At 65.8% G+C, this 16,773-nt stretch carries 14 protein-coding genes; 7 read left to right on the top strand and 7 right to left on the bottom strand.

The genetic code is table 11. From position 1 onward, the window contains the following. Positions 1 to 960 (bottom strand): ABC transporter permease, encoded by a 960-nt coding sequence (locus tag H9639_RS13655; RefSeq protein ID WP_191749278.1) that lies wholly within the window; start codon positions 958 to 960, stop codon positions 1 to 3. A gap of 71 nt (positions 961 to 1,031) precedes the next feature. Continuing rightward, on the bottom strand, positions 1,032 to 2,642 hold the full coding sequence (locus H9639_RS13650; RefSeq protein WP_191808622.1) for an ABC transporter substrate-binding protein: 1,611 nt from the start codon (positions 2,640 to 2,642) through the stop codon (positions 1,032 to 1,034). Between the two features lie 223 nt (positions 2,643 to 2,865). Here H9639_RS13650 and H9639_RS13645 point away from each other — a divergent pair, with 223 nt between their 5' ends. Genes H9639_RS13645 through H9639_RS13635 form a run of 3 tightly spaced genes read left to right on the top strand, consistent with a single transcriptional unit; the run spans position 2,866 to position 5,672 of the window. After that, complete coding sequence (locus H9639_RS13645; RefSeq protein ID WP_191808621.1) at positions 2,866 to 3,600, top strand: FadR/GntR family transcriptional regulator; 735 nt, start codon at positions 2,866 to 2,868, stop codon at positions 3,598 to 3,600. Continuing rightward, the gene (locus tag H9639_RS13640) at positions 3,597 to 4,340 is read left to right on the top strand and encodes a glucosamine-6-phosphate deaminase (protein ID WP_318242094.1); all 744 of its coding nucleotides are present in this window, start codon (positions 3,597 to 3,599) and stop codon (positions 4,338 to 4,340) included. Before H9639_RS13645 ends, H9639_RS13640 begins: the two co-directional genes overlap by 4 nt. Before the next feature lie 30 nt (positions 4,341 to 4,370). Next, positions 4,371 to 5,672, top strand: coding sequence for an N-acetylglucosamine-6-phosphate deacetylase (locus H9639_RS13635; protein ID WP_191808620.1), 1,302 nt, complete (start codon positions 4,371 to 4,373; stop codon positions 5,670 to 5,672). A 1-nt stretch (position 5,673) separates the two neighbouring features. Here the strand turns inward: H9639_RS13635 and H9639_RS13630 are convergent, their stop codons facing one another. The 3 genes from H9639_RS13630 to H9639_RS13620 all read right to left on the bottom strand — a co-directional run bounded on the left by H9639_RS13630 (position 5,674) and on the right by H9639_RS13620 (position 8,317). After that, entirely contained in the window at positions 5,674 to 5,961 is a 288-nt protein-coding gene (locus tag H9639_RS13630; protein ID WP_191808619.1) for a DUF1905 domain-containing protein, read from the bottom strand. 177 nt (positions 5,962 to 6,138) lie between these two features. Beyond that, on the bottom strand, positions 6,139 to 7,170 hold the full coding sequence (locus tag H9639_RS13625) for an isopenicillin N synthase family dioxygenase (protein ID WP_191808618.1): 1,032 nt from the start codon (positions 7,168 to 7,170) through the stop codon (positions 6,139 to 6,141). Positions 7,171 to 7,417: 247 nt separating this feature from the next. Next, entirely contained in the window at positions 7,418 to 8,317 is a 900-nt protein-coding gene (locus H9639_RS13620) for a hypothetical protein (protein WP_191808617.1), read from the bottom strand. Between the two features lie 123 nt (positions 8,318 to 8,440). Here H9639_RS13620 and H9639_RS13615 point away from each other — a divergent pair, with 123 nt between their 5' ends. Both H9639_RS13615 and H9639_RS13610 read left to right on the top strand, forming a co-directional pair. Then, positions 8,441 to 8,740 carry a type II toxin-antitoxin system VapB family antitoxin gene (locus H9639_RS13615; protein WP_066299736.1) on the top strand — a complete coding sequence of 100 codons (300 nt, stop codon included), beginning with the start codon at positions 8,441 to 8,443 and terminating at the stop codon, positions 8,738 to 8,740. Positions 8,741 to 8,813: 73 nt separating this feature from the next. After that, positions 8,814 to 9,413: a LytR C-terminal domain-containing protein gene (locus H9639_RS13610; RefSeq protein WP_191808616.1), complete on the top strand. Its 600-nt coding sequence runs from the start codon at positions 8,814 to 8,816 to the stop codon at positions 9,411 to 9,413. A gap of 76 nt (positions 9,414 to 9,489) precedes the next feature. On the opposite strand, the gene H9639_RS13605 is transcribed toward H9639_RS13610, so the two are convergent. Further along, on the bottom strand, positions 9,490 to 10,206 hold the full coding sequence (locus H9639_RS13605) for a DsbA family oxidoreductase (protein WP_191808615.1): 717 nt from the start codon (positions 10,204 to 10,206) through the stop codon (positions 9,490 to 9,492). A gap of 115 nt (positions 10,207 to 10,321) precedes the next feature. Here H9639_RS13605 and H9639_RS13600 point away from each other — a divergent pair, with 115 nt between their 5' ends. Further along, positions 10,322 to 11,089 (top strand): 4'-phosphopantetheinyl transferase family protein, encoded by a 768-nt coding sequence (locus H9639_RS13600; protein ID WP_191808614.1) that lies wholly within the window; start codon positions 10,322 to 10,324, stop codon positions 11,087 to 11,089. Positions 11,090 to 11,116: 27 nt separating this feature from the next. Here H9639_RS13600 and H9639_RS13595 read toward each other — a convergent pair whose 3' ends face one another. Further along, entirely contained in the window at positions 11,117 to 12,316 is a 1,200-nt protein-coding gene (locus tag H9639_RS13595) for a heparan-alpha-glucosaminide N-acetyltransferase domain-containing protein (protein WP_191808613.1), read from the bottom strand. A 368-nt stretch (positions 12,317 to 12,684) separates the two neighbouring features. Between H9639_RS13595 and H9639_RS13590 the strand changes: the two genes are divergently transcribed. Beyond that, positions 12,685 to 16,773: a Pls/PosA family non-ribosomal peptide synthetase gene (locus tag H9639_RS13590; RefSeq protein WP_191808612.1), complete on the top strand. Its 4,089-nt coding sequence runs from the start codon at positions 12,685 to 12,687 to the stop codon at positions 16,771 to 16,773.

Below are 16,773 nucleotides of genomic sequence, written 5' to 3'. Positions count from 1 at the left end.
TTACACCGTCCGGATTCGGGGGTTGATGGCCAGGTAGAGCAGGTCAACCACAATGTTGACCAGGACAAAGGCGACGGCGATGGTGAGCACCGCGCCCTGGACCAGGTTGGTGTCCGACGTCGTCAGGCCCACCACAATCAGGTCGCCCATGCCGTTGAGGCTGAAGATTTTTTCGATGACGACGGCGCCGCCGAGCAGGTAGCCGACGCGCAGGCCCAGCACGGTGACCGGGGTGACCAGGGCGTTGCGCAGGACGTTGCGGGCCACCACGGTGCGGTAGGGGACTCCGTTGCCGATGGCGGTGCGGACATAGTCGCGGTCCAGCTCCTCCACCATGGAGGTGCGCACCACGCGGATGAGTGACGCCGAGACGGGAATGCCCAGGGCCAGTGCCGGCAGGGCCATGGAGTAGAGCCAGCCCACGAACCCGTACTGTTCTGCCCAGGCCAGCCCGCCGGTGGGGAAGATGGATCCCTCAGGCAGGGCGAACCACTGGATCAGCAGGATCGCCAGCCAGAAGGACGGGGTGGCGATGGCCGCGATGGAGAAGATGCGGATGGCCTGGTCCGGCCAGCGGTCCCGGTACAGGGCGGCGGTGATGCCGAGCGTGAGGGCCAGGACAACGGCCAGCACGATGCCCAGGAAGGTCAGCTGCAGGGTGACCGGGAAGGCGGAGGCGATTTTGGTGGCCACGGACTCTTCGGGCGGATTGGTGACGCCGAAATCCAGCCGGATAACGCCGCCCAGGTAGCGCAGGAACTGGACGACCAGTGAAGCGTTAAGGCCGCGTTCTTCGCGCCAGGCCTCTTTGGCTTCCTCGCTGGCGTTCTCGCCCAGAACGGCGGTGGCGCGGTCTGCTGGAACCACGGACAGCACGATGAACACCATGACCGTCACGCCCAGCAGCATGATCGGCAGGGCAGCAAGCCGGCGCCCAAGCAGGCGGATAAACATTGTCACTCGATTACTCCAATGCGCAGGAAAAAAGTCCGGCGGGGCGCCGTTGGGGGCGCCCCGCCGGGGATGTGCCGTTACTTGCGGCCGACTCCAACAAAGGAGACACCGGTCGTGGGCAGCGGCTGGAAGCCGTCCAGCGCGTTGCCGTCCCAGGCGGTGGGCAGCTTGCGGTGGAACAGCGGGTACAGCGGGACTTCCTCGGAGACAATGTCCACTACGTTGCCGTGGATGGCCTTGGCCTTGTCGGCATCGAGCTGCACGGCCTCGTCCAGCTTGGCCTGGACATCCGCGTACTCCGGGGTGGTGTTCCAGCCGGCGCGGTTTTCCATCCAGGTGGCACCGCGGTAGAACCAGCTGAGCAGGATGTCGCCGTCGTTGCCGAAGACCGAGGGGTCACCCGGTGCGCAGAGCACATCGAAGTTCTTGCCGCCCACCTTCTCCGGGGCGTAGACCGCCGCGGACTGCAGGATTTCCAGGGTGGTGGTGACGCCGATGGCGTCCCAGTATTCCTTGATCAGCGGCACCACGCGGGTTACCCACCCGGTGTCGGTGGAGGTCAGCGTGATGCTGATGTTCTCCGTGCCGGCCTCCTTGAGCAGGGACTTGGCCTTCTCGGCGTCGTACCCGTACACACCGGCAGCCTTGGTGTAGGAGGGGTGGCCCTCCTGGAAGTAGGACGACGCCGGGGTGGCGTTGCCCAGCAGCGCCTTGGTAATGACGGCCTCGGTATCGATGGCGTAGTGCAGTGCCTGGCGGACGCGCTTGTCGGCAAACTTCTGGCAGTTGAACATCAGGAACAGCAGGCCGAAGGACTGAACGGACTCCACCTCGACCTTGCCGGCAAGCTGGTCCACATCCAGGTACGGGACGTCCTCAATGGCCTGGGTCCGGGACGGAACGGCAGCCACACGGGCGGCCGGATCGGCCAGCAGCAGCCAGGTCATGTCCGCCACGCGGGCCGGGTACTTGCCGTTGTAGTCGTCGAACTTCTTGAAGACGATCCGGTCTTCCTTGACCGCGGAAACCAGGCTGTAGGGTCCGGAGCCGACCGGCTTGAGGTCGAAGCCCGCGGGATCTGCGGTCACAACGGCCTTCGGCACGATCTTGATGACGGAAATACGGGGGCTGAAACCCGGGAACGGGTATTTGAGCTTGAACTGGACGGTGGAATCGTCCTTGGCGGTCACAGCGTCGATGAAGGGGATGAACCCTGCAAACAGCGACTTGTTCGCCGGGTCGAGGACCCGCTCGTAGGAGAAGACAACGTCTTCCGTGGTGACCGGATCGCCGTTGTGGAACTTCGCGCCGCTGCGGAGCTTCACCTCGTACGTGGTGTCATCGACCTTGACCGGCTCTGCTGCCGCCAGTGCCAGGTACGGTTCCCGGGTTGCCGGGTGAAGTTCGGTCAGGCCCTCAAACACGTGCAGGTTCGCGGCCAGGGGGGTGGCTCCCGTGGAGAGCATGGGGTCAAACCCGGTTGAGAGCTGGTAGGAAATACCGGCCTCGATCGATCCCGTGCCTTCAGCGGCGGCAGCGCTGCCGCCCGTGGCTGGGCTTCCACCGGGGCTGCATGCCGAAAGGGAACCTGCGAAAGCTGCGGCGGCACCCATGACGCCCGCCAGCTTGAGGAAGTTGCGGCGGCTTGAGTCGTTCAGCAGCGCGCTTGGTTCAAAAGAGTTGCTCATCTGTTGCCTCGCCATCCATGTCACTTATCGGACGTAGGATGTCCGATGCTTGTTCAGAACTGTAAGGTTCCTCACAACAGCACGTCAAGCGAATCACAATTAAGACTCAGCCAGCCTGTCCTAAACGTAGGACATCCTATATCCTGTGGATGAAGCGGGTAGTTCTCTGGCGTACATGCCGCCCAGCCCGCGCGCCCACCTTTCCGTTGTCTCAGGAGGATCCATGAGCCCCTACGCCTCACCACCGGCGGCCCGGTTCAGTGCTCAAAACCGCTCACGGGCGCTGCAGTCCGACATTATGGAGCTGATCCTGGAGCGTGATTTGAAAGCAGGGGACGCGCTTCCCACCGAAGCGGAGCTCGTGGCCGCGCTGGGCATCGGCCGGAATACCCTGCGTGAGGCCCTCAAAGTGCTCCAGGCACTGGGCGTTGTGGAGATCCGGCACGGGTTCGGCATGTTCGTGGCACCGGCCAACTTTGACGCGCTGGCGGACGGCCTGACCTTCCGCGGCCGGCTCTCGCTGCGCCATGAGGGCAAGGAAGCGCTGCAGCTGGTGGATGTCCGCCAGGCACTCGAAGCCGGGCTCATCGGAGAAGCGATGGATCTGTGGACTCCGGAGCATCTGGCCGAGATCGAGGCTACGGTCCGGGACATGGAAGCCGCCGCCGCCGAAGGCAGGACTTTCACCGAGGTTGACGAGAGGTTTCACTACCAGCTCTTCGAACCGCTGAACAATGAGCTGCTCTCCAACCTGATGTCCGTTTTCTGGAAGGTCTACCGCCAGATCCACCTCGAACTGGGAGGGGATCCAGTGGTCAACCTCGTGGAAAACGCAGCCGTTCACCGCGGCATTGTGGAGGCCGTCAAGGCCGGAGACAAGGACCTCGCGTCCGAACGGCTCAGGCGCCATTTCGACGGCATCCGGGCCCAGCTGGCGAAGCTGCGTGATGCCCAGTGAACAACTCAATCCTGCCCAGCTCCGCTGCCATCCCCGTGACGTGCCTGGAACCTGGTGACCTCGGTCCGGCTGCCGCCGATTGTGTTTTCGAAGCCCTCGCGTCTCGGCCGAAGCCGGTGATCGGTGTGGCCACCGGGTCCTCGCCGTCGCCCCTGTACCAGGCCCTCGCTGCCAGTCGGCGGGACTTCAGCAGCGCGGCATGGTTTGCACTCGACGAGTACGTTGGCCTGCCGGAAGGCCATCCCGAGAGCTACGCGGAGGTGCTCCGCCGCGAGATCATCGACCCGCTGGGGCTCGATCCCCGCACCGTCCACCTGCCCAATCCGCACACCGGAGACCACCAGGCGGCCTGTGCCCGGTATGAACAGCAGATTGTGGAGGCCGGCGGAATCGACCTGCAGATCCTGGGGATTGGGCGGAACGGGCACCTCGCCTTTAACGAACCCGGTGGGGCACTGGATTCGCGTACCCGGCTGGAAACCCTCACTGAAGACACCCGCACTGCCAATCAGCGGTTCTTCGACTCTCTCGAGGACGTTCCAACGCACTGCCTCACCCAGGGGCTGGGCACCATTCTGGATGCCCGGCATCTGCTCCTCATTGTTCAGGGTGCCGGCAAGGCTGAAGCACTCCGGGCCGCGTTGCAGGGTCCGGTCAGCCCGGACTGCCCGGCCTCCGTCCTGCAGCTGCACGGCCGGGTCACTGTCCTCGCCGACGCCGCCGCTGCGTCGCTGCTCTAGCCGAGCCAGCTCCCACCGAAAGGGCACCGAATGACCATCAACCCCGCGCAGCCTCACCGCACCCAGGCAGAGGCGGACCGTAGTTCCGCGCAGCACGGGCACCCTGCCGGCGACCGTGCGCGCACTATCCTGCGGGGGACTGCGCTGCGCGGAGACGGGGTTAACGGGGCCCGGCTCCTGGGGGACACCGCGGTTGTGGTGGACGGCGAAGAGTTCAGCTATGTGGGACCAGGCAGCGCAGTGTCACCGCGTCCGGGCGATGTCACCGTGGAGCTTGCTGCCGGTGAGGTGATGATCCCCGGACTGATCGATCTGCACTGCCACGGAGGCTACGGCGTCGACTTTTCCGGGGCGGATGCGCAGGAGGCCCGCCGGGCTGTCGAAGCGTTGCACGCCACCGGCACCACCACGGTGATGGCCAGCCTGGTGACTTCTGCTCCGCAGACTCTCCTGCGGCAGCTTGCCCTGCTCGCGGACCTGGCGGAGGAAGGCCTGGTAGCGGGGCTGCATCTGGAGGGCCCGTTCCTCGCTGAAGCCCGCTGCGGTGCCCAGGACCCCCGGTGGCTGCGGGATCCGGACCTCGGACTGGCCCGGGAATTCATCAGCGCAGCACGCGGCCAGCTGCGCACCATGACCTACGCACCGGAACTGCCCGGGGCGGCAGCGCTGGTGGAGCTGCTGGCCGAGAACGGTGTGGTTCCGTCCCTGGGTCATACCGCCTGCTCACCGGCCGAAGCCGGCCAGTCCCTGGAGCTGGCCAGGGAGTTCCTGGTCACGTCCGGTCTGCCGGCGGCGCGTCCCACGGTCACTCACCTGTTCAACGGGATGGACCCCATGCACCACCGGGCCCCCGGGGCATTGTCGGCCTGCCTGCGGGCAGCGAAAGCCGGCGGTGCGGCGGTGGAGCTCATCACCGACAACACGCATCTGGATCCCTACCTCGTGGGCACCATGTTCGAGCTGCTGGGCGCGCAGAACATTGCCCTGGTCACCGATTCCATGGCCGCGGCTGGGCTGGCTGACGGACAGTACCAGCTGGGTCCTTCCGAGGTTACGGTGCGGGACGGGGTTGCCCGGCTGGCTTCCACCGGATCCATTGCCGGCGGTACGGCCACCATGCTGGATCTGGTCCGCAATACCGTCCGCGCCGGAGCCAGCCTTGAGGACGCCATCACCTCGGCTGCGGTGGTTCCGGCCGGGGTTCTGGGCCGCGGGCGGGAGATTGGTGTTCTCGCCGCCGGCGCCGCCGCTGATCTGCTGGTGCTGACACCGGCGCTTGAAGCTGCCCGCGTGATGCGCCGCGGCCAGTGGCTCGTTCCGCAGCAGGCCTGACTTAGGTCAGACGCTCAATCAGGTGGACGGTCACGTTGTCACCGATGTCCTTGCCGAGCTTTTTCCTCAGCTTGGCGCTGATGGAGAGCATGTGGCCGCCCGTTCCGGTGGGCATCATTCCGCCCCGTACCGGCTCATCGTCCACTGTGGCAACAACCTTGACGGTCTTTCCGGTGCCGAAAAACCCGGCGGATCCGGGCATCTCCACGCAGGACCAGACATCACCCTTGATGTTCACCCCAATGGGGGCGGTAAACGTGTGATCGAGGGGACCCGGGACTTCAGCCATCGTGTTCTCCTGTTTCTATCGGTGGGCCAACCCTACCGTTTCGTTCAGGAAGAACCGGGCAACGACGACGGCGGCCCGGCGGAAGGTGCCAAAAGCACCTGCTGCCGTGCCGCCGTCGTCATAATCCGCGGCTGTGCCTGTGCCTGTGCCAGCGCCGGCACTGCGCGGACATAAGCGCTACTTTGCGGAGACCAGTTCCGGGTGATGGATCGAGGCGACCTGCGGGTGGGCACGCAGCCAGCCCTTGAGCACGTTGGCGCCGTAGGAAGCGAGCATCGGGTTCTGCGGATCATCGGAGATGCCGCGGGACTGGGCTGCGAGGGCCGGCGGCAGCTGCACCGGATCGATCACCGCATCCAGGCGCGGGGACCAGAAGAACGGGATGGCGTAGCGGTCCACGCCGGGCGGCGGAGCCTGCACGCGGTGGATCGTGGCGGAGAGGTAGCCCTGCGTCGCGACCTCAAGCATCTCGCCCAGGTTCACCACCAGGGCGCCGGGGATCGGTTCGACCGGCAGCCATTCCTCGGACTCGTGGGGCTTCACTTCCAGGCCGCCCACCTCGTCCTGCAGCAGCAGAGTGACAAAACCGTAGTCGGCATGAGCGCCGACTCCCTGGGTTCCGGCTTCCTTCACCACGCCGCCCACGTAGTGGATGAGCTTGGACATCCAGGCCGGGGTGCCCTCGAACGGCTCCGCGAAGTGGTCCTCGGGCAGTTCAAGCGAGACCGCGATGGCGGACAGCAGCTCCGCACCCACCGCGGACATCAGCTCGGCCCACTCCATTGCCGTTTTGCGCAGCTCCGGCAGGACGGTGTCCGGGAAGAGGTTGGGCCCCTGCACCAGCCAGAACGGCTGATCAGCGGGATAGTCCGCCACGGCGTCCCGCTCCGGACCGAAGTCCACCTGCTCGCGGGCATCCGGGCGGCCCTGGGTCAGTTCGGTGCCGAGCCGGGTGTAACCGCGGAAGTTCGGCGACTTCCGGTTATCCAGCTCCAGCCGGTCTTCCAGCGGCAGGTCGAAAAAGCGCTTGGTGACATCGAAGAGGTCCTTTACCCGTTCTTCGCCGGCTCCGTAGCCCACCAGCTGGAAGAACCCGATCTTATGGGTCGCTTCGCGCAGCTGGTCAATGAACTGCGGATTGAAGGATCCGTCCGCGGAGCGGGCGGTGCTGAGGTCCAGGACGGGAATCGATGTGGGGTGATCGCTCATTCCCGCAAATTAGCACCGGAGCTTGTCAACTGGGAATCAAATGTTACGCAACATGGAGTCATAAGGCTGTGACCTGCGGGTTTGTTGATTCCGCCAGCCTGCTGCGCGTCATATTCGGGGTTCCTCGCAGGAAACTGGCCGGCGACTTCCGCTCGCCGGACCCCCGCTGGACGTGCAGGTATGGCGACCAAAATCGCCGGAAGGTCGCCATATCTGCACATCGACGGTCGGCCGGCGCCCCCGGAACCTACACGACGCCGGCGTCGTCCTTCGCCAGCCCGGCAGCCATCGCAACCCACCGGGCCAGGAACGCCTCTCCGGCGTCGTCGTGGATCAGTCCGGGCGCCGAGAGCACCGGGTACGGCTTAGCGGGCACTCCGTCGGCTGGCCGGACATCCACGTGCGCGACGTCGAAGCCCAGGGTATGCAGCTCATCGGCCATCGCGTAGTCCGTCCGGGAGTCTCCGACGGTCCGCCAGGTCCGGGGAACCGGCGTCCCGGCAGCTTCCAGCAGGGACAGCGCCCGCCTGGCGCCGAGGTCCTTGCCCACGCCGAGCGCCTCGATATCGGTGGAAATGATGGTGGGATCGATCCGGTAGTCCACGGAATCGTCTGAATCAGGAGCGTGGTGGTCCAGGCGGCACACACCCATGTCGAAGCTGGACATCAGCGCCAGGGCATCGGCGTCGAACGTTTCCTGTTCCGTAAGGTAGTCGGCGTTCGCGACGTCGACGTTCTGTTCCACCGAGACCATGGCGAGCTTGGTCTCGTCGAAGAACATGTGGGCGGCATACTTTCGTGTCACCAGCTCCCGCACGGCATCGGCGTACGGCTCAGGCAGGGCCAGCGCCTTATCGACCTGAACCGCACCCGGTCCGGTGCCGTCGAAGGTGAACCACACCGCTCCCTTCTCGCAGACGGCGTGCACCTGCACATCGCCGGGAAGGCCTGCGGCGATCATCGGTTCCATCACCTGAGTGCGGATGAACGCGTCGGAGCGCCCGGTGTTAAAGACCACGGGCCAGCCGGCGGACGCCAGCGAAACCAGGTGGCGGACCACGGCGGGGGTGACAGTTCGGGACACCGGGGAAGCGATGGGGCCGTCCACATCGAGGAGCAGGCCAAAGCGGGAGACAGATGGGTTCACCCCTCCAGTATTCCCGTTCCGGGGGCTTCCACCGGCATCCAGTCACCTCAAAGCCGCGTAATACCGGGCCTGCCGCCGGGGAGTCCTGTTTCCTTGGGTGCTTAACTTCTCTAGTCTGGGTTAGTGATCTTCAAAGCTGTTGGCGATGTACGCCCCTACCCCGACCACGGATACGTAACACCCAAGGACTGGGCAGCGGTACCTCCCCGGCAGGTTCGGTTGGATGAGTTGGTGACTACCAAAGCCACCCTTGATCTCGGCGCGCTGCTGGCCGAGGATTCCACCTTCTTTGGAGACCTGTTCCCGCACGTCGTGCAATGGAGGGGCACTATGTACCTGGAAGACGGACTGCACCGGGCCGTACGGACCGCGCTGCACCAGCGCACTATCCTGCACGCACGCGTGCTCGTGATCGATGACTAACCAGCCCCCTCGCGGGCAACCTGACGGCGCTCATGCAAAGGGCGACCCGGCACAATGGCACGGTCACAGGATCGTGACCGAGGAGGACCTTGGCACGGTCTTCAATGACGGAGAAGACGACGCCGCGGAGCGCCGCGCGAAACGGCGGCGCGCCTTCCACGGGGTGGTCCTGGGACTACTGATCGCCGTCGTGATCGCAGCAGCCATTGTGGTGCAGGGCATCGCCGCAGGCTGGATCAATCTCCCGCGTCCGGACATCCGGCCGGCGGCGCAGACCGACTGTCCGGCCGGACCGTACCTTTACCAGGCGCCGGATACCGTGACGGTAAATGTCTACAATTCGACGCCGACTCCCGGGCTGGCCACCGAAGTGGCCGAAGCCTTGAAAGCGCGCGGTTTCAACGTGCAGCAAACGGGGAACAGCACGGTGAACCGGGAAGGCATGACAGCGATCATCCTGTCCGGACCCGGCGGTGAAGCGGCTGCCTTCACCGTGCAGCAGCAGATCCCCTCCACGCACTACATCCAGGACGACCGAAGAGACTCCTCGGTGGACGTGGTCCTGGGCTCCACGTATGACGGCCTGGTGCCGGTGGAAAAGGCGCAGGCAGCCATTCCCGGCCCCATCAGCTGTCCGTGGGCCACCAGTTCCCCGTCAGCGGAGTCGCAGTAGCCTGACCCGGAGCACTGTAGACACCGGAGCACTGCAGCCTCCTGTGCCCGCAGACAACGGAGAAACCAGGCTGGCGCTAGCTGCAGCCGTCCGCTGAACAGGCGGCGCCGTCGGCAGATGCGGCCGCCGCTGCGGGCTGCAGCGGCTGGTGCCCGGCTTCCCATGCCTGGGCCAGCGCCTGTTCAAATAGCTCGGCGGGCTGCGCTCCGGAAATGCCGTACCTGCGGTCCAGCACAAAGAACGGGACACCACTGACACCCAGGGCCCGGGCCTCGGCTACGTCCTGCTCCACCGCCTCGGTGTAGCCGGTGCCGGCGAGCGTGGAGCGCACGGTCTCCGGATCCAGGCCCGCCTGGGCGCCGATCTCTGCAAGGACATCATGACTGGCGATGTCCAGGCCCTTTTCAAAGTGCGCGGAGAGCAGCGCCTCCTTGACGGCCGCCGCGGCCTTCTCGCCACCGGAGTCCCGTACGAGGTGAATGAGCCGGTGAGCGGTGAAACTGTTGGCCACCACCAGCTCGTCGAACCGGTAGTTCAGGCCCTCGCCAGCGGCTTGGGACGAAACATGCTCCAGCATTCCCGCCACCTGGGCCGGGTCCATGCCCTTGACCTTGCTGAGGTAGTCCACCTCGCTGCCGTCGAAATGCTCGGGCACGGAGGGATCCAGCTGGTAGCTGCGCCAGCGGACCTCCACCTCCGCCGCATGCTCGAAGCGGGACAGGGCGGTCTCAAAGCGCCGCTTGCCAATAAAACACCAGGGACATCCGATATCGGACCAGATTTCAACCAACACAAAGGTCCGCAACGTCCGGAACCCTCCGGTTTATTCCTCAGCGCCATCCAGGACTGCTCGGGGCTGCCGCGGCGGGGATTCCCCGAAACGCCGCCAGCAGGTAGGGTGCGGCGGGATGACAACCTGGACTGGGGCACGAACTGAGGCAACCGGGGGAACCGCAGCACGCGCGCCCGCGGTGCTGCTGACGGTCGCCGTTTTACCGCTGGAGGAACCTGACCCGGCGGAAGCTCCGCTGACTCCGGCCGAACTGCTGCGCGCCCGGGCCTTCGCAATACCGGCGGTGCAGCGCCGTTTTGTCGCCTCCCGGCAGGCAGCCCGCCGGTTCGTGGCCGCGCTCGCCGGCGTCGACCCTGCGGTGGCCGCCGCCGACTACCAATGCCCGCAGTGCCGTGCTGCCTCGACACAGAGCCACGGAATTCCGCGCTACCTGGTGCACGGAAAGCCAGTGCCGTTCCAGGTCAGCTTCAGCCGCTGCGGACCGTGGCTGCTCGCCGGAGCCAGCGCCACCGGGCCTGTGGGAGTGGATCTGGCGGATGTCACCGGGTTCGGTGATCCCCGCCTGGACGCGGTGATTGCTACGGAGGCCGAACAGGCACAGTACGACGCCGTTGGGCCGGCTGAGCGGGCAGTGCGCCAGGCTCGGTTGTGGACCCGGAAAGAAGCGGTCCTTAAAGCCTCGGGGGACGGGCTGCGGATCGCGCCGCACCTGGTTGACGTGGGAGTGGAGCTCACCGCGGATTCCACCGTGGCCGCCGGGCCGTCCGGGGGACGAATGTCAGTCATGGACCTGGATACCCGGATGCTTTCACCCGGGTTGTTCGCTGCCGCGGCCGTGCCGGCCGCTGGGGAGGTCCGGGTCGAGTACCGCAGCCGAGCCTAACCCCGGCCCCCATGATCAGGCTCCAGCTCAGGATGTCCCCGGTCCGTTTTCAGCTGTGGGCACTTGCCTGCCCCGTTCCAGCACCCGCCGGCGGGCCGCGCCGGCGGCCTTTCCCACCAGCTCTTCCAGCGGCCCCTGGCTGTGGAACCTCCGCCAAATCAGGGCGAATGCGATCACCGCAGCAACCTGCAGCACCAGGGAAACTTCCGGCTGGTCCTCGTAGAAGCCGCTGCCCAGGATCAGCAGATGGCCCGTGTACAGGGTCAGCGTCATACTGCCTGCCGCAGCGAGCGGAAGCAGGTAGCGTTCGGCAACCCGGCTGAGCAGGAGCATGGCACCGAGCACGGCCGCGGCAACTCCAATGGTGTACAGGAGGTCCAGTGGAGTGGTGGAGTGCGGAGCAAGGATGGCGAACCACCAGAACGTCGTCGTCGGCAGGTATCCGGATGGTCCCCAGATGAGGACATCACGGACCGCTTCGGTGTCCATGTCCGGGGTGGCGGCCACTATCTGTTCGAGGCCGCCCAGCGGTCCCAGCAGCAAGGCAGAGACCAAGGCAGCGGCGAGGGCGGTGCCGGCGCCCGCCACCAGGATCGCCGTCTGGGTTTTCCATTCCCCGAGCCGCAGCCGCCCGATGGCGAGCCCGGCACAGATGTACGCCATCCAGGGGATGGCCGGATAAGTCCCGGTCAGCAGGAGCTGGGTCACGGTTTGCCACGGGTCCGTGAACAGGGCCGTAAACGTTGGGTCGAACCCGGGTGCGGGCAGGTAGCCGCGCAGGAGTGCCATCAGGGTTGGGCCCAGGATGGCGAAGCCCGCCGCCGCTGCAAAGAGCGTCCGCGCGGAAAGACCCAGCAGGGGAACCGCCAGCAGGAACATCACGCCGTAGTAGGCCAGGATGATGAAAGCGGGCATATCAATATAGGCGACTGTTAGTCCGATCGCGCCGACGATCACCGCCCGCACCGCGGTTCCCCGGCGTACCGCCGCCAGATCCAGGCCCCGCTTGGGACGCACTCCGCCAGCCGAAAGTGCCAGGGTGACTCCGGCAAGCAGAGCGAACAGTGCAGCCGACTTTCCAGCGAACAGAGACCAGGACCAGGTAGGGCCGTAATCGTCCGACACCTCCGGGAGCACATGGATCGCCATCATGCCGATCAGAGCGATTCCCCGCGCCGCATCAATTCCCGTAAACCTAACTTTTGGCGTGGTGCCGGAAGTGCTCATGGATCCCCTTCAAATGCTGCGTCGACGGCGGTTCTTTCCGCCGGTTGAGCGCCGCTTGCCCGTCACTTTGCCTTGGACGGCTGGTCTGAGGCAAACAATGTGGACTGTGCTGAGGCTATGCGCTTTCTGGGAGTTGCCTGTGAACCTTGAGTATCACGAGGTCAGCGGCGGAGGAACGAGTAGAGCACCAGTAATGGCTTCCGGTCCGGCTACGTACCGGACCGTAGAGGGCAGGCCGCGGTACTCATGTTCAGGTCTGAAAGCCGTCCCTAGGCTACTTGAGGCCGCTTGATCGAGTGTCTTCTGAAAGACAGGGCAATGCGGCACAAAAGCCATGCCATGCCGTGCCACGAAGGAAGAAAAACCCGATGACGCTGTCCGAAGACCGGTCCGAACCACTGAGTACAACGAAGGGAATCCGTCAAAGCACCCGCACAGGCAGCACCACGGCGCCGGCCCGGACGGAAGCCGACCGGGAGCGGGTATTCAGCCGCACCACGCTCGCGCCGGACCGGGCCGTCTACTACGGCGGCCCCGCGCCGGAGCAGCGCACACTGGTCGACATTTTCACCGAAACGGCAGCAGCGTATCCATCGGCGCCGGCTCTCGATGACGGAACGGAAACGCTGACCTATGCCGAGCTCCACGACCGGGTCAACACCCTGGCCCGGAAACTCTGGTCAGCGAGCATCGGTGCCGGAGACAGGGTAGGGATCCTGGTTCCTTCCGGGACCATGGATCTGTATATCGCCATCCTGGGAGTCCTCTTTTCCGGCGCTGCCTATGTACCGGTCGACGCCGACGAGCCCTCGGGCCGCGCGGACGTTGTCTGGGCCGAAGGCGGAGTCTGCGCCGTGATCGGTGAAGGACTGCAGCTGACCGTACGGCAGGGTGTGCCCATCCACGGCAGCGGTCCGGAACCGCATCCCGAGGACGACGCGTGGATCATCTTTACCTCCGGCTCCACCGGCAAGCCCAAGGGTGTTGCGGTGACGCACCGTTCCGCTGCCGCGCTGGTTGACGCGGAATCCCGTCTCTACTGCGTTGACGAACCGCTCCGCCCGGGAGACCGGGTCCTCGCCGGACTCTCCGTGACATTCGATGCTTCCTGCGAGGAGATGTGGCTGGCCTGGGCGCACGGTGCCTGCCTGGTCCCGGCACCCCGCTCAGTGGTCCGCTCCATCATTGACCTCGGTCCATGGCTCCTGGAACGCAAAATCACGGTGGTCTCCACCGTGCCGACCCTGGCCTCAGTCTGGCCGGCGGAGATCGTCAGCCGAATCCGGTTGCTGATCTTCGGCGGCGAAGCCTGCCCCGTGGAACTCGGTGCCCGGCTTTCGGGGCCGGGCAGGGAAGTCTGGAACACCTATGGGCCCACCGAGGCCACCGTCATCGCCTGCGCTGCGCCGCTGGACGGCACCGATCCCGTCCGCATCGGCCTTCCGCTGGAAGGCTGGGACCTCGCCGTCGTGGATTCGGACGGCAACCCGGTGGCCTGGGGCGAGGAAGGCGAACTGGTGATTGGCGGCGTCGGCCTGGCCCGCTACCTGGACCCTGAGATCAGCGCCGTGAAGTACGCGCCGCTGCCCTCCCTGGGCTGGAACCGCGCGTACCGCAGCGGAGACAAGGTGCGGGCCGAGCGCGAAGGACTCATTTTCGCCGGCCGCCTGGACGAACAGGTGAAACTCGCCGGCCGGCGGGTGGAACTGGGGGAGATCGACCACGCGCTGACGGCCCTGCCGGGAGTCACCAGCGCCGCAGCCGCCGTGCAGGTTACGGCCAGCGGCAACGAGATTCTGGTGGGCTACCTGGTTGAATCCGCACCGGGGGAGGTGGACCTGGCAGGCGCCCGGACCGAACTCAGTACCCGGCTGCCGGCCACACTGGTTCCCACCCTGCGGATCATCGACGAGCTGCCGATGAAATCCTCCGGCAAGGTGGACCGCAACGCGCTCAGCGTCCCCGAAAAAGCGGTGGAGCAGCAGCTGGACGTCGAGGTGGAGCTCAACGCTGACCTCCGCTGGCTCGCTCAGCGCTGGACGGACCTCCTCGGCCCGCAGCCACTGACCAAGGACAGCGATTTTTTCGCCCTGGGCGGCGCGAGCCTCGCGGCCGCGCAGCTTGTCTCGGCGCTGCGGGAACGCTACCCGAAGGTTTCCATTGCCGATATCTATGCCAATCCCTCCCTCCTCGCGATGGCCGAGCGGCTTCGCCAGACCACGGACAACGGCGCCGCCAAGCGCGAGGTCCCGAACACCCCCTGGTGGACCGGACTGGTTCAAGCCCCGCTGATCGCCGGGCTCTACGCAATCACCGGACTGCGCTACGTCACCGGGATCGCGATCGTCTGCTGGGTCATGAGCAACGTGCTGGCCACGCCATGGACGCCTAATCCGCCGCTGCTGCCGCTGGTGGCCGCCTGGTTTGTGCTCTACAGCCTTCCGGCCCGCATGCTGGGCGCCATCCTTGCGTGCCGGACGCTGCTGTTCCGGATACGGCCCGGCGTTTATGCCCGCGGCGGAGGAACCCATCTACGGCTCTGGGCAGCGGAACGCATTGTCACGTACGGCAAGCTCGAACCCATCATGGGAACCCCGCTCGGACTCTGGTATGCCCGCGCACTGGGCTGCAGCATCGGGCGAAACGTGCACCTGGAAGCCATGCCTCCGGTGACCGGGCTGGCGCAGATTGATGACGGTGCCGCCGTAGAATATGAAGTGGACCTCGCCGGGCACTGGCTCGACGGCCACCTTCTGCACATTGGGCACGTCCGGATCGGCGCGCACAGCCGGGTAGGGGCGCGCTCCACGGTCACGGGAGACGCACGGATTGGTGCCGGCAGTGAGATTGAACCGGGAACCTTTGTCTCAGGGCAGGTGCCCCCGGGCGAAAAGTGGTCCGGATCCCCGATGGAATACCTCGGCTCGGCCGGTGAAGGCTGGCCCCAGAACCACGGAGCCAAGGGCCCGGCGGGGATGAACCTGCTGTACACGGCGGGCCTGTCCTGGCTCACCATCATGACGCTGCTGGCGGTACTCCCCGGCTCGATGCTGGTCCTCCTGCTGCTTCAGGACGCCCGGGACCTTGGACCGGCGCTGTTTGAACTGGCCCTTTGGGCCCCCGTCTTTGTGGTGCTGACCATGGGCACCTACCTGGCACTGACAGTCTTTTCCGTCCGCATGCTCCGATCGCTGCTGCCGGCGGGGATGCATCCCCTGGACGGTCCGACCGGCTGGGCAGCGTGGCTGACGAACCAGCTGCTGGCGAAGAACCTGATCTCCATGTACCCGCTGTACGCTGGTCTGCTGACTCCGGTGTGGATGGAATGGCTTGGCGCCAAGGTTGGCAAAAACGTTGAAATCTCCACCGTGGAAACCCTTCCGCACCTCACCGACGTCGGCGACCGCGCCTTCCTGGCTGACCACTCCATGGTCTCCGTGGCGAAGGTCAGGCAGGGCTGGCTCTCCCTTGGCCCGTCACAGGTGGGGGAGAAGTCCTTCGTTGGTAACTCCGCGATTGTGGGCGGCGGTGTCAGCGTGCCGGACAACTCGCTCATCGCCGTGCTGTCCTCAGCTCCGGCTGACATGCCGGAATATTCCTCCTTCTTCGGACGGCCGCCGGTCGAACTCCCCCGCCCGGTTGAGGAAGGCGACTCGTCACGGACCTATGACCCGCCGCTGCGGCTGAAACTGGCCCGCGCCGCCGTGGAGGCGTGCCGCATTATTCCGGCAATCATCACGGTCTGGCTGGCGCTGGCCACTGTTTTTGTCCTGGCGTTCATCTCTGATGAAGCCGGTCTGTGGGCAGCCGTGCTGTGGTCCGGTCCGGTGTTGCTTGCGAGCGGAATCGCGGCGTCCCTGGTGGCAATCGCGGCGAAGTGGCTGCTGCTGGGACAGTTCAAGGTTTCGGAACATCCGCTCTGGAGCTCCTTCGTATGGCGCAATGAACTGGCGGATGTCTTCTCTGAATCGCTTGCGGTTCCCGGCCTCGTCCGGATGTCTCTGGGCACGCCCATGCTCAACGCCTGGCTGCGCTGGATGGGCGCGAACGTGGGGCGCGGGGTGTGGTGCGAGACCTGGTGGCTGCCGGAATTCGATCTCATCGAAATCGGTAAGGGTGCAAGCATCAACCGGGGCACCGTGCTGCAGACACACCTGTTCCACGAACGGATCATGCGGATGGATTCCGTCTGGATCGGAGCCGGGGCAACCCTGGGACCGAACAGCATTGTGCTTCCCGGCAGCACCATCGAGGACGGGGCGACCGTCGGCAGCTGCTCGCTGGTCATGCGCGAAGAAAGCGTGCCGGCCCACAGCACCTGGTACGGAAACCCACTGACCCACTGGGACGCCGTCGCCGGATCAGCCGCCGCTCCGGTCCACCGGGATGCTTTGACCCCAGATGCTGATCCGCGCCGTCCACACGGCCGCAGGCGCGCCCTCACCGAATCACGATAG

The organism is Arthrobacter gallicola (genome assembly GCF_014836775.1).
GTDB classification, from domain to species: domain Bacteria; phylum Actinomycetota; class Actinomycetes; order Actinomycetales; family Micrococcaceae; genus Arthrobacter_B; species Arthrobacter_B gallicola.
This window is presented reverse-complemented; position numbering and strand designations above follow the sequence as displayed.

Coding starts and splice junctions, on each gene's coding strand:
- H9639_RS13600 (WP_191808614.1), top strand. CDS start 10,322: ATGACAACCTGGACTGGGGCACGAACTGAGGCAACCGGGGGAACCGCA.
- H9639_RS13650 (WP_191808622.1), bottom strand. CDS start 2,642: ATGAGCAACTCTTTTGAACCAAGCGCGCTGCTGAACGACTCAAGCCGC.
- H9639_RS13630 (WP_191808619.1), bottom strand. CDS start 5,961: ATGGCTGAAGTCCCGGGTCCCCTCGATCACACGTTTACCGCCCCCATT.
- H9639_RS13595 (WP_191808613.1), bottom strand. CDS start 12,316: ATGAGCACTTCCGGCACCACGCCAAAAGTTAGGTTTACGGGAATTGAT.
- H9639_RS13645 (WP_191808621.1), top strand. CDS start 2,866: ATGAGCCCCTACGCCTCACCACCGGCGGCCCGGTTCAGTGCTCAAAAC.
- H9639_RS13590 (WP_191808612.1), top strand. CDS start 12,685: ATGACGCTGTCCGAAGACCGGTCCGAACCACTGAGTACAACGAAGGGA.
- H9639_RS13635 (WP_191808620.1), top strand. CDS start 4,371: ATGACCATCAACCCCGCGCAGCCTCACCGCACCCAGGCAGAGGCGGAC.
- H9639_RS13625 (WP_191808618.1), bottom strand. CDS start 7,170: ATGAGCGATCACCCCACATCGATTCCCGTCCTGGACCTCAGCACCGCC.